This window comes from Blautia sp. MCC270, from assembly GCF_018785605.1.
Classification (GTDB): domain Bacteria; phylum Bacillota; class Clostridia; order Lachnospirales; family Lachnospiraceae; genus Blautia_A; species Blautia_A fusiformis.
Genome location: NZ_WQQD01000103.1, coordinates 422 through 12,842, shown reverse-complemented (window position 1 = coordinate 12,842; position 12,421 = coordinate 422). Strand labels below are relative to the sequence as shown.

At 40.5% G+C, this 12,421-nt stretch carries 11 protein-coding genes; 4 read left to right on the top strand and 7 right to left on the bottom strand.

Translation table 11 applies throughout. The features are described 5' to 3' along the window. Nucleotides 1–9: 9 nt before the first annotated feature. Nucleotides 10–1,347 carry an MATE family efflux transporter gene (locus tag GPK58_RS12755; RefSeq protein WP_158526439.1) on the bottom strand — a complete coding sequence of 446 codons (1,338 nt, stop codon included), beginning with the start codon at nucleotides 1,345–1,347 and terminating at the stop codon, nucleotides 10–12. A gap of 31 nt (nucleotides 1,348–1,378) precedes the next feature. Then, a complete protein-coding gene (locus GPK58_RS12750) occupies nucleotides 1,379–2,734 on the bottom strand; it encodes an MATE family efflux transporter (RefSeq protein ID WP_015526443.1) in 1,356 nt (451 codons plus the stop codon). A gap of 254 nt (nucleotides 2,735–2,988) precedes the next feature. On the opposite strand from GPK58_RS12750, the gene GPK58_RS12745 reads away from it, so the two are divergent. Continuing rightward, on the top strand, nucleotides 2,989–4,749 hold the full coding sequence (locus GPK58_RS12745; RefSeq protein ID WP_129975199.1) for a diguanylate cyclase domain-containing protein: 1,761 nt from the start codon (nucleotides 2,989–2,991) through the stop codon (nucleotides 4,747–4,749). Between the two features lie 60 nt (nucleotides 4,750–4,809). On the opposite strand, the gene GPK58_RS12740 is transcribed toward GPK58_RS12745, so the two are convergent. After that, on the bottom strand, nucleotides 4,810–5,280 hold the full coding sequence (locus GPK58_RS12740; protein ID WP_173722246.1) for a GNAT family N-acetyltransferase: 471 nt from the start codon (nucleotides 5,278–5,280) through the stop codon (nucleotides 4,810–4,812). A 157-nt stretch (nucleotides 5,281–5,437) separates the two neighbouring features. After that, nucleotides 5,438–6,130, bottom strand: coding sequence for a Crp/Fnr family transcriptional regulator (locus tag GPK58_RS12735; RefSeq protein WP_022427006.1), 693 nt, complete (start codon nucleotides 6,128–6,130; stop codon nucleotides 5,438–5,440). Nucleotides 6,131–6,279: 149 nt separating this feature from the next. Here GPK58_RS12735 and hcp point away from each other — a divergent pair, with 149 nt between their 5' ends. Next, nucleotides 6,280–7,854: a hydroxylamine reductase gene (gene hcp / locus GPK58_RS12730; protein ID WP_215638757.1), complete on the top strand. Its 1,575-nt coding sequence runs from the start codon at nucleotides 6,280–6,282 to the stop codon at nucleotides 7,852–7,854. A 70-nt stretch (nucleotides 7,855–7,924) separates the two neighbouring features. On the opposite strand, the gene GPK58_RS12725 is transcribed toward hcp, so the two are convergent. Next, nucleotides 7,925–8,812, bottom strand: coding sequence for an AraC family transcriptional regulator (locus GPK58_RS12725; RefSeq protein WP_252195815.1), 888 nt, complete (start codon nucleotides 8,810–8,812; stop codon nucleotides 7,925–7,927). A 151-nt stretch (nucleotides 8,813–8,963) separates the two neighbouring features. On the opposite strand from GPK58_RS12725, the gene GPK58_RS12720 reads away from it, so the two are divergent. Next, nucleotides 8,964–9,116: a hypothetical protein gene (locus GPK58_RS12720; protein WP_173739570.1), complete on the top strand. Its 153-nt coding sequence runs from the start codon at nucleotides 8,964–8,966 to the stop codon at nucleotides 9,114–9,116. 3 nt (nucleotides 9,117–9,119) lie between these two features. Further along, entirely contained in the window at nucleotides 9,120–10,316 is a 1,197-nt protein-coding gene (locus GPK58_RS12715; protein ID WP_021651233.1) for an MFS transporter, read from the top strand. Between the two features lie 233 nt (nucleotides 10,317–10,549). Here GPK58_RS12715 and GPK58_RS12710 read toward each other — a convergent pair whose 3' ends face one another. Together GPK58_RS12710 and GPK58_RS12705 are read right to left on the bottom strand one after the other, a co-directional pair. Continuing rightward, on the bottom strand, nucleotides 10,550–11,905 hold the full coding sequence (locus GPK58_RS12710; protein WP_092071000.1) for an MATE family efflux transporter: 1,356 nt from the start codon (nucleotides 11,903–11,905) through the stop codon (nucleotides 10,550–10,552). Nucleotides 11,906–12,147: 242 nt separating this feature from the next. Continuing rightward, on the bottom strand, nucleotides 12,148–12,421 hold a 274-nt coding region (locus GPK58_RS12705; RefSeq protein WP_173733178.1), incomplete at its 5' end, for a zinc ribbon domain-containing protein.

Here is a 12,421-nt window from a genome sequence, read left to right as displayed (position 1 = left end):
AAAATATCATTAAGACGTGGCTCTGGAATTTTCCTGCATGAAACTTTTTCCGTATGTTCGATACAGATAAACCGCCATGAAAATAGTCACGGCTTCTGCCAGCGGCATCGTCATCCAGATGCCTGCAACCCCTATAAGCTTTGGCAGGATCAATATGAACACAGCCACCAGGATCAAAGAACGCATTGATGAGATCAATGCCGAAATAAAACCTTTTCCCAGGGCAGTAAAATATCCGGAAAGAAATACATTTAAACCAATAAACAGGAAAACCGGACTAAACAGCTTCAGGCCATCCCATGTCAATGTAAATACATTTCCGTTCCCGACGAATAAATGGATGATCTGTTTTCCAAATACAAGAGATACTGTAAGGATCAATACTGAACTGATGGCAATCGTAATAAAACTATATCGTGTTATTTCTCTGATCTTATCATGATTTTCAGAGCCATAATTATAGCTTATGATCGGAGCTGCTGCAACGGCAATTCCCATATAAAAAGCGATGAAGAAATAGTAAATATACATAATGATCGTCACAGCCGCAACTCCATCTTCACCAAAATATTGCATGATAATAAGATTAAATAAAAATGTAGTGATCCCGGTAGACATCTCCGTCAGCATTTCACTGCTTCCATTGGTGCAGGATTTCAGAAGAACACTCATGTCGGTCTTCGGTCTGCAAAACCTTATATGGCTGTATTTCAGAAAATAGATAAAGCCAATCAACATGCTTACTGTAATGGAGAGAAATGTTCCCCATGCAGCTCCAAGCGTTCCCAGTCTGAATACAGCCACAAAAATATAGTCGAAAACAATATTAAAAGCCAGACCTGTCAGAGACATGATCATTCCGATGTACGATCTCCCATCCGTCCTCACAAGATATTCAAAAAACAGCTTGAATGACATCGAAACTGATCCTAAAAATATGACAAATGCGTATGGCACCACATGCTCCATCAGGCGCTCACTGCTTCCTAAAAAAATACAGATCGGTTTCAGAAAAAGGATTCCCACAGCTGTAAAAGCAACTGAAAGTACGAACAGCACGATCGTGATAAAAGTAAATATCTCATTTGCTTCCTGTTCTCTTTTTTGTCCCATCCGCTCTCCTATGATGGCACCTGATCCCGTTGCAAGCATGACAGATGTTCCGAAAATAACACAGGTGATCGGAATAACAATATTAATTCCTGCAAGCGCGTCAGAGCCTGCATACCGTGATACAAAAAATCCATCTATCGTTGTATAAAATGATAAAAAGATCATGGTCAGCACTGATGGAACCAGATATTTTAAAAATTGAGGATAAGACATTTTTGCCTCAAAGTATTTCATTTCTATAAAAACCTCCTGCTTAGTTACATAATCAGTCAAAATCTCTGGTAATGTTCGTAAGCCATTTATTTCTGAAATAGTGGATGAACACCACAGGCATTTTTTCGAACTCATCCAGGGTCATTATAAAATATACCCAGACAGGCGGCAGTTTTAAAACATATGCTGCAAGGAAGGTGAGAGGAACTGCAACAAGCCACATAAATATGGAATCTACGATCATTCCGAACCTGGAATCGCCACCTCCTCTGAAGCATCCGCATATAAGACAGGTATTGATACCCTCTCCTACAAGACGCCAGGTTGTCATGATTATAAAAATACCAAGATAATAAATGGCTGTCTCTGTCAGTTTATCCCGGTAGAAGTCCAGTATCATAGGGCGGACTGCCAGAATAATGGCACATCCGATGAGACTTACGATAATTGTTATTCTCAGCATACGTTTCCCATATTCTCTGGCTGTGTCCTTGTGATCTTTACCAAGCTCCTGGCTGATAATGATGGTAGTAGCATTGGCAAAACCGCGACAGGCGATGGCACCAATGTTTACCACCATAACAGCAACGGCATTTGCGGCAACCATATCATCGCCAATGTGGCCAAGGATCGCTGCGAACGCTGAACTGGCAAAGCTCCAGACAACATCATTTATCACAGCCGGAGAAGCAATTTTCATAAAGTCCCTGAACAGAATACCGGATTTCGCACAGAAATATTTTATCCGAAATCTGACATCGGAGCTGTTTAATGAATAGATGAGACAGATCAATACCTCTGCGATCCTGGCAATAACAGTACCAAGGGCAACACCGGTAACACCAAGCTTTGGAAGTCCAAACAGGCCAAAGATAAAGGTGGCATTACAAAATACATTGACGCAAAGCGATACAATGTATGTAACAGAAGGCAGCATTATTTTTCCGACACTTCGAAGGGCACTCATGAAAACCTGAGAGAAGCCCATAAACATAAAGGAAAATGAGACCACCTTCAAATACTCGCTGCCGGCAGCAATCGTATCCGGACTGTTTGTAAAAATCTTCATGATCGTAGTCGGCATGGAAAAGGAGATAACGAAAAATACAAGAGAAACGATCAGTGAGATCCGCTCCGCCAGGCCGAGAATCTTTTCTACTGTCTTTTTATCACCCTTTCCCCAGTACTGGGCACATAAAACCGAAGTACCTGTAGCCATGCCATAATACAAACAGAAAAGAATAAATGTGTACTGGTTGGCAAGAGATGAAGCTGACATGGCAGTCTGGCTTACATATCCCAGCATTACAGTATCCGCAACATTTACCAATGTTCCGATCAGATTTTGGATCATGATCGGAAATGCTAATTTTGATGCATATTTTAAAAAATCTTTTTTATTCAGCATCGGTCAGATCCTCCGTGAATTCCGATAAGATATTTACTTATAAAGAACAGTATATCATATACCCTACAAAACCGCGAGGTTTTTTCAGTACTCTTTCCAATATAATCCTCAATTGTATACTATATTTCACCCTCTGGTCATATTTCCATTGTACATAAAAAAAACAATATCACTTTAACGCAAAAAATCATTCTATTTTTTCACTTCTATGATATAATATTTTATTGCGAAACTAATAAAACGAGGTGAACCAGGTGAAGAAAAAAACAATTGTACCTCTTATCGTTTTTTTACTGGGCATATGCCTTGTTGGTTTAATTGTATACAAAATAGACTCACATGAAACTGAACAACAACACATAAAAGCACAATTAAATGCAACAACCTACGGCGAACGTATAAAAAATGAGATTACAAATGGAATTGCGATCACAGATACGCTAAAGCAGGTCCTGATCAGTGAAAACGGAAAGATCAGTCAGTTTGACACAATTGCGGAAAATATTATGTCTGACGTTATTGAAAGCATACAGCTTGCTCCAGATGGTAATGTAACAGATATTTATCCTTCTGAGGGAACGGAAGCGAGTAAGATCGATCTGCTCCAGGATAAAGATTGCAGCAAAATTTCCTGTTACGCAAGAGACAATCACGTGATCATTACACAAGGTCCTTTCGATTTAAAACGGGGCGGCTGTGGAATTGCTGTCCGCAATCCAGTCTACCTGAAAGATGAAAACAACCAGGAATATTTCTGGGGATTTACCATTGTTATCCTGCGTGTTCCTGACATTTTTTCAGATGCGATCAGTGCACTTTCGGATTTCGGATATGAATACAGACTCTCAAAAACCGACGCTCCCTGGAGCGATACTTATAAAGTTGTTTATCAGTCAGACGACCAATTAACTCATACTGTTTCTTATGGTTTTACGATAGGGGAAGAGAACTGGAAATTAGAAGTAGCTCCTGAAAGCGGATGGAGAGACCTTAGATTACTGATAATCGTCGGCGGAATGTTTACTACTGTCGTTTTACTTTTCTCAGGTCTTACCCGGGTATGGTTAGTATCGAAAGAAAATAAAAACAAATTTCAAATACTGGCACACACAGATTCTCTCACCGATATTTACAACCGCTATGGATTTGATGAATTAGCCGAAAGGATGATCACTAAAAATCCAAAAACGCATTTTGTGGCCGCACTCCTTGATATTGATGACTTTAAGTTTATTAATGATATTTACGGACATGTCTATGGAGACAGGGCACTAAAGAGTCTTACAGATAGCATGAAGGCTTTTTTCCCAAAAAACACATTACTGGGAAGAAACGGTGGCGATGAGTTCTGCATTCTTCTGCCGGATCATACCTATAAAGAAGCGGGAGAACTGCTGCTGCAATTTACCAAGCTTCCAAAGACATTTTCATGCAAGGGAAAAGAATATCCGTTTTTTATTTCTCTCGGATATGCAGAATATCCAACCTTTGCATCCAGCCGTTCACAGCTTATGCGCTGTGCAGATGCAGCACTTTATGAAATAAAGCTTCACGGAAAAAACGGATGTATGGCTTACAGGGAGGGGCTCCGGTCAGGAGTCCGCAAACAGCTCGGATTTGCATTCAAGGATATCTCTGAACACCTTCCGGGTGCATTTATCATATACAGAGCGGACAAAGATGATGATGAACTCCTGTATGCAAACCATGAGTTCCTTCAAATGACCGGATATAAAAATATAGATGAACTCTTCAGCCTTACAAGGAAAAGCTTCCACAACCTGATCAGGGAAGATGAACAACAGCAGATAGAAACAAGCATCTGGAAACAGATCGATGCCGGCAATAACAATGACTATATCCACTTTCATCTTCGAAAAGCAGACGGCACTTACCTTTCTGTTCTTGATCACGGAAGGATTGTGGACAGCCAGCAATACGGAAGAGTATTTTATGTATTGTTTATGGACTGGGAAGCTATGCATGTTCATTACAGTGATAAATTTTCCGGCTAAGGTACAGACATCTCAGTCTGTATCTTAGCCGGCTGTTTTTTTCCTGAACAATTCAACATCTTATAATATGTATTCCATCTGCCTTTCTTTTGTCCGCATTCCCATTTTTTCATAAAATTTTTCTGCTGAAGTATTTCCTGCCCACACATTCAATGTCACTTCATAGCATCCCAGCTGCTTTGCTTCTTTTTTTACATATTCAAACAGACTTTCCCCAATATGCTGACCTCGTGTCTCCTGATCGACACACAGGTCATCTATAAAAAGAGATTTAAACGGTACCATATTGTTTGAAAAAGGCTGCTCCTTTAATTGACAAAATGCATACCCCACACAAACATCAGCCTCATCCGCTGCAACATATATTGGCTTTTCTTCATTTTTCAAAAGCTCTGCTAATTCGTCTGTCGTATATTTTGTTGTGCCCGGAATAAAGATATCAGGCCTTATATCTGCATGGATCTGCAGCACCTGTCCTAACAATTCCAGAATCCTCGGAATATCTTTTTCTTCTGCTTTTCTGATGAACATTTTTTTCCTCCTGTTTTTCAATAACTGATTTCATAGATTCTTTATACATACACCATAATACCATCGTGTGAACGCTTATAACAATAAAATCTCTTTAAGCAGTCTCACTTTCCTTTTGCATTATAATGAAAAAGTTTATCGTTTTCCGTGATGTATATCACATTTTTATTCCTGAATCCGTATCATTACAGACAGTCAGCTCAAAATGGTTTCTGTTTGTTTTTATAAGCCCTTCTTTTTGCAGCTTTGATATCTCCGAAGACATTGCCGCACGGTCAATGCAAAGATAATCTGCCAGCTGCTGCCGGTCAAAAGGAATATCAAAGGATAACGATGCCTGTCTGATAGATACCGACGACAGATAGGACAACAGCTTATCCCTTGTCGTTCGCTTGCCCACATGTGTGATCTTATCGTTGAGGATCAGGATCTTATTTGCCAGGACACCGACCAGGTTACGGATCAGCTTCTGATGATGCTCACATACTATTGGGCAGGAAACCAGAAGCCTTTGAACATTTAATAAAATAATCTCACAATCTTCGTCTGCTACCACACTGACATTCAGAACAGCTCCCGGACTTGCCGCATATGGTTCACCAAAAAAATCTCCCGCATGACATTTTGACAGAATATTCCGATGTCCCCACAGGTCTTCCTGAATAACAAGAACACAGCCTGCCACCACAAGTCCCATTACTTCGGTAGAGTCTCCGGCTCTGAAAATATAAGAATCCCGTTTTCTGGAGATCGTTGCTGCATTTACACAATGCAGTATGGATAATATCTCATTATCAGTAAGACCTTTAAAGAAAGGGCTCGTTCTTAGAATGGGTAAATATTTTTTCAAAATTAATCCTCCTGTTGGAAATCAAACATACACGTTGTAATTATTATACTATACTCCTAACAGAAACCAAGGATAAATACTACTGGTCGAGGATAAAATAATAAGAAAGATCCTTCGAAAAAATCACAGAATAAAAGGAGAATACAATAATGGATAAAAAAATGTTTTGTTTTCAGTGTGAACAGACTGTCGGGTGTACCGGCTGCACCGGAAATTCCGGTGTCTGTGGAAAAAAAGCAGATACAGCGAAATTACAGGACGAACTGACAGGTGCGTTGATCAGTCTGGCTAAAGCTGCCGACAGCACGGAAACTATTTCAAAAAGAACCGGACAGATCATAATCGAAGGACTGTTTACTACAGTTACAAATGTAAGTTTTGACAATGCAGCAATCGAAAATATGATACAAAAAGTCAGAGCTGAAAAAGAAAGACTGGCTCCTGACTGCAGAACAAAGGAATATGATCTTCAGCAGCTGTGGAATGCCAATGAAGATATCCGCTCCTTGAAATCTCTTATTCTCTTTGGTATCCGCGGAATGGCTGCCTATGCCTATCATGCAAATGTTCTGAATTATGAAGATGCCGAAGTGAATCAGTTCTTCTGCGAGGCATTATCTAAGATCGGTTATGAAGAAAGCACAGAAGCACTGCTTTCCACAGTACTCAAAACAGGAGAGATCAATCTGAAGTGCATGGCACTTCTTGATAAGGCAAATACAGAAACCTATGGAACACCAGAGCCAACTGATGTTACACTTACGGTAGAAAAAGGGCCTTTTATTGTCGTGACCGGACATGATCTGAAAGATCTGCAGCTTTTGCTTGAACAGACTGAGGGAAAAGGAATCAATATCTATACACATGGTGAAATGCTCCCTGCCCATGCCTATCCATTCTTAAAGAAATACTCTCACCTGAAAGGCAATTTCGGAACTGCATGGCAGAATCAGCAGAAAGAATTTGACCATCTTCCGGCCCCGATCCTCTACACTACCAACTGTCTGATGCCTCCAAAAAGCAGCTACGCTGACAGAGTATTTACAACAGAAGTGGTTGCCTTCCCAGGAGCTGTCCATATTGACGAGAAGAAAGACTTCACACCACTTATTGAAAAAGCACTGGAACTGGGCGGTTACAAAGAAGCTCGTATGTTCTCCGGTATCAACGGCGGAAAAAAAGTGACAACCGGTTTTGGTCATGCAGCCATCCTGTCCCATGCAGGTACTGTAGTAGAGGCTGTAAAATCAGGTGCGATCCGCCATTTCTTCCTGGTTGCCGGCTGTGATGGTGCCAAACCAGGTCGAAACTATTATACGGAATTTGTAAAGCAGACACCTTCTGACAGTATCGTTCTCACCCTGGCATGTGGAAAATTCCGTTTCAATGATCTCGATCTGGGAGAGATCGGTGGTCTTCCACGACTGATGGATATGGGTCAGTGTAATGATGCTTATGGTGCGATCCAGGTTGCTGTGGCACTTGCAGATGCATTTGGATGTTCTGTAAATGAGCTTCCGCTTTCCTTCGTACTCTCCTGGTATGAACAGAAAGCAGTCTGCATCCTGTTAACCCTCCTGCACCTGGGTATCAAAAATATCCGTCTTGGTCCTTCTCTTCCGGCGTTCCTTTCTCCTAATATTCTGAACTTTCTGGTTGAAAATTATGGCATTGCACCTATCACCACACCAGAAGAGGATATCAAAGCACTGATGAACCAGTAAAAGTAAATTTTTCAAAGCCTTTACAAAATCAACAAAGCCGATACAGGATTCCCAAAGTCCTGCATCGGCTTTATTTACAGGTCTGAAGACTCGGATCAGCCGACAACACTTTTAAACATGTGCAGCGATATTCTGATGGAGTTAAATGATAACGTTTTTTAAACAATCTGCAAAAATAATCAACGTTATGAAATCCGCTTTCATAAGCGATCGTTTTTACTTTTTTATTCGTATTTTTCAATAACCAGGAAGCTGCCTGAAGTCGATATCCTATCAGATAATTAACCGGTGTAGTATGTAAAAAACGGTGGAACAAATTAAGTGCAGTACTTTTGCTGATTCCTATATGCGAAGCAATTTCATCCAGAGACAAATTGCGATTATAGTTTTCATGTATATATTGCATGAGCAACTGCACCATTTTCTGTGCAACTTCATCCACTGTCTGTACATCTCCTTTATCAGATAACTTTACATTTTCATAAAAAGTCAGCCATAAATCCTGCAGCAATGCCAAAGTAGCAAGTTCTCTTATTTTCTCATTCCTCTGTATTTCCATTATTTTTATCATAGTTTGTATGATCTTTGTTTGCCATAGTTCATCAGGCTGAAAACGCTGGAAATATATATTCGATGAAATGATTGGCAAAATATATTTCTTATAGATCAGGCTGTTCTCCGGCGCAATAAATTCCGGCATACATACAAAGTTAGGAATGATACCACCTGATGATGCGTAAAAGCGGTGCAATATTTTAGAATTAATAAAAATTGCTTCTCCTTCTGACAATATAATCTGTTTTTCTCCTATTCCGCATGTAACTTGTCCGGACTCGACATATAAAAACTCAAATTCTCTGTGCCAGTGCCACTCAATACAATGAAAATCAAACAATTCCAGATTATCATAATAATACTGGAATGGATAATCACTGCTTCCATGCTGTTTAATTTCCATAAACTCCTCATCTGTAAGTATTTTATTATAATCCATCCCATATCACGTTCTTTCTTTTTTACGATATTATACAGTATTTCTACAATTTAATTCAATGTATATATCTGATATTTGCTATATAATCAAGTAAAAAAAGAAAAGAGGTATTCTTATGATTTTTAAATGGATGAATGAAAATGAGATCAACATTGAGGGCGACAAAATTGAAATAGCCGCACCACCCAGAACAGACTTTTTTGTGGAAGTATTGATGAATGTGAAGATTGAACATAAAACTGTTAAAAACATTCGGAGAGGAAAATAAAAAATGAATGCTGTAAAAAAAACTAACTACCATAAGACAAAAATAGCCTGTTATATGGGATTTATCACACAGGCTATTGCGGCAAACTTCGCACCGCTTCTTTTTTTAAAATTTCACAGTGACTACCATATTTCTCTCGGTAACATTGCTCTGATATCCACTTTCTTCTTTTTCACACAGCTTCTGGTTGATCTGTTCTGTGCCAAATTCGTAGATCATATCGGATATCGTGTGTGCATTGTTGCATCAGAAATATTTGCTGCACTGGGTCTGCTTGGACTGGCATTTTTACCTGATTTTTTACCTGATCCTTTTATTGGAATTATATGTAGTGTTATTGTTTATGCCATCGGAAGCGGTTTAATAGAAGTACTTTGCAGTCCTATTATCGAGGCCTGTCCGTTTGAAAACAAAGAAGCAACTATGAGTCTACTCCATTCGTTTTACTGTTGGGGAGCTGTTGGGACAATTTTGATTTCCAGCTTATTTTTCCTGATATTTGGAATAGACAGTTGGAAGTGGCTCGCCGTAATATGGGCAATCATTCCTGCAATTAATACTTATAACTTCATGACCTGTCCCATTGAATCTCTGGTTGACAATGGTTCTGGAATGGAAATTAAGGATCTGTTTTCCAAGCCATTTTTCTGGGTTGCAATATGTCTGATGATCTGTTCCGGAGCTTCTGAACTTGCAATGGCTCAATGGGCATCTGCTTATGCAGAATCAGCACTGGGATTATCAAAAGCTCTGGGAGATCTAACAGGTCCATGTATGTTTGCAGTAACAATGGGAATCAGCCGTATAATTTTTGGTAAATATGGAGAGCAGTTAGATTTAATGAAGTTTATGAGTGGTTCAGGCATATTATGCGTTGTCTGTTATCTGCTTACTGCTTTGTCATCCAACCCGATCATCGGACTGATCGGTTGTATTGCATGTGGATTTTCAGTTGGAATCATGTGGCCTGGAACCATCAGTATTTCCTCAAAAACTTTTCCAACAGGTGGAACGGCTATGTTCTCTCTTCTTGCCATGGCAGGAGATTTAGGTGGCAGCATTGGACCTGGAATTGTTGGTCGTATCACTCAGAATGCTGGAAATAATATTAAGATCGGCATGGGATTCGGACTTATTTTTCCAGTAATTCTATTGTTTATGTTATTCCTGCTGTATCGGAAGAAGATATCAAAGCACTGACTTATTGATTGTAATTATATTTTTTCACTCTGCAAACCCGGAAGCTGTATCATCACTTTGCTGCCAGATACTATAGACCTGATACAGCATTGAGCGGAACCTGAAGATTTCTGGTAAAATTGTCATGATTTCCGCATGCCAGCATCTTCATCTGTACCCGCATTGCAGAACTCAGATTTAATATCATCATGATCGCAGTACGTGCCACACGTTCTGTGCTGTATGCCAGGATATTACAAACTGTAATCCCCTTCTTCCGTGCTGCTATCAGTCGGCCATGATCTCCGAAGAGCCACATAGGATATTAAAAAGTTCGCAAACCAACCAGCTGGTACAGCAAGCCAGACAAATACAATGCCAAAACGCGGTGCACAGATCAAAGCAACAGACAGGCGGATCGCCAGGTTCACCATATTTGCAATGAGGAACGGGCGCATGATCCCAAGACCACGAAGAACCCCATCGGTTGCCATTTTGATTCCCATAAAGATGAAAAAGTAACCAAGCCATCTCATATAGCCCTCGGATACCTGATAGGCCAGGGCAGTTCCATCTTTACCAAGGAATAGCGAGGAAATCTGCGTGTGCAGTGTTTCAATGACTATAAAAGCAAGAACTGCAAAACATACATCTAACACCAGTGCAGCGTGATATCCTTTTTTGATCCGTTCAATTTTCTTTGCACCAAGATTCTGGGAAACATATGGGGAAACCGCATTGCCAATGGATACAAAAATCAATGAAAAAACATTCTCTACCCGCATCGTCGCCGCATACCCCGCAAGTGCCTGTGTACCGAAGGGATTTACAACAGCCTGTACGATCATCATACCGATGGACACTGTAGACTGCTGAAGAACCGAAGGTACAGCAATTTGAAGCATGGAATGTAACTCCTGCCTGTCAAACCAGTCAAAGCGACTTTTATATCGACGCATCCGGCTAAGGAAAAGCAAAAGTGAAAACACCGCAGAAATTCCCTGTGCTATAAGAGTCGCAAGAGCTGCGCCAAACACACCGAGCCCAAGTCCGGCCACCATCCAGAGATCCATAAAAATATTTAAGATTGACGAAAATATCAGGAGCCCCAGCGGGATTTTTGATTCGCCTATGGAAGTAAACATATTGGAAAGAATGTTATACATAAACAGAAACGGAAATCCCACGAAATAGACCCGCAGATATAACACTGCATCATCCAGTATATCACCAGGGGTTTGTAACACACTCATCATCCAGTGGGAAAAGCAAAATCCAAAAACCCCAAGGACTATACTTAGAATTAAAAAGCTAAACAAGGATGTTGACACGATGGTCTTCATTTTTCCATACTTCCTGGCACCGAAATAACGGCTCACCAGCACACCGGCACCGACACCTGCCCCCAGTGCCACACAAATAAAAACATTGGTCAGCGCTGCACAGGCCCCGACAGCTGCAAGTGCGGAGGAACCAACAAATTGACCGACGATGATAGAGTCAGCCATATTGTATATTTGCTGAAAAAAGCTGCCCAAAATCATTGGCATTGCAAAAACCGTCAGCGCTTTAAGAGGCGCATCTGTGATCAAATATTCATCTTTTGACATTATCATATTCCTCCACAGGTTTCATAATTTCACTTATTGCTACACTGCCCGGCGTTATCAGCTGCAGCTGCAATACGATCTTATCACGTAGTGACATGCTCCCACCACTTAAATCTTACGATTTTGAAGTGGGGGCTTCCTGCTCGATTACCCTTTAGGGCAAAGCTAAAACAGGCTATCCCCGCGTGTCCCGCGGTTTTGTTTTTTATGTTTATCCGGTTACGGATTTTTTTCTTGTGCCGTCAGGCACATTCTTTATAGATTCTTTTTCCTTCTTCACGGATGTTGACTGCTGCATTCACATCCCGGTCCATCCTATTTCCACATTCACAAACATACATTCTATCCGACAATGCCAGTTCCTTTTTCTTATGTCCGCATACACTGCAGATCTTGCTGGATGCAAAATAACGGTCTACTTTTATAAGATGTTTTCCGCATTCTTCCAGCTTGTATCCCAGCATGAACAGAAACTGCCCGTAACCGTTATCCTGCACACCTTTCCCAAGGTGCAGT

Bases quoted from the DNA above. Each gene is read 5' to 3' on its own strand.
- GPK58_RS12755 (WP_158526439.1), bottom strand. From the start codon at position 1,347: ATGAAATACTTTGAGGCAAAAATGTCTTATCCTCAATTTTTAAAATAT.
- GPK58_RS12750 (WP_015526443.1), bottom strand. From the start codon at position 2,734: ATGCTGAATAAAAAAGATTTTTTAAAATATGCATCAAAATTAGCATTT.
- GPK58_RS12740 (WP_173722246.1), bottom strand. From the start codon at position 5,280: ATGTTCATCAGAAAAGCAGAAGAAAAAGATATTCCGAGGATTCTGGAA.
- hcp (WP_215638757.1), top strand. From the start codon at position 6,280: ATGGATAAAAAAATGTTTTGTTTTCAGTGTGAACAGACTGTCGGGTGT.
- GPK58_RS12725 (WP_252195815.1), bottom strand. From the start codon at position 8,812: ATGGAAATTAAACAGCATGGAAGCAGTGATTATCCATTCCAGTATTAT.
- GPK58_RS12720 (WP_173739570.1), top strand. From the start codon at position 8,964: ATGATTTTTAAATGGATGAATGAAAATGAGATCAACATTGAGGGCGAC.
- GPK58_RS12715 (WP_021651233.1), top strand. From the start codon at position 9,120: ATGAATGCTGTAAAAAAAACTAACTACCATAAGACAAAAATAGCCTGT.
- GPK58_RS12710 (WP_092071000.1), bottom strand. From the start codon at position 11,905: ATGTCAAAAGATGAATATTTGATCACAGATGCGCCTCTTAAAGCGCTG.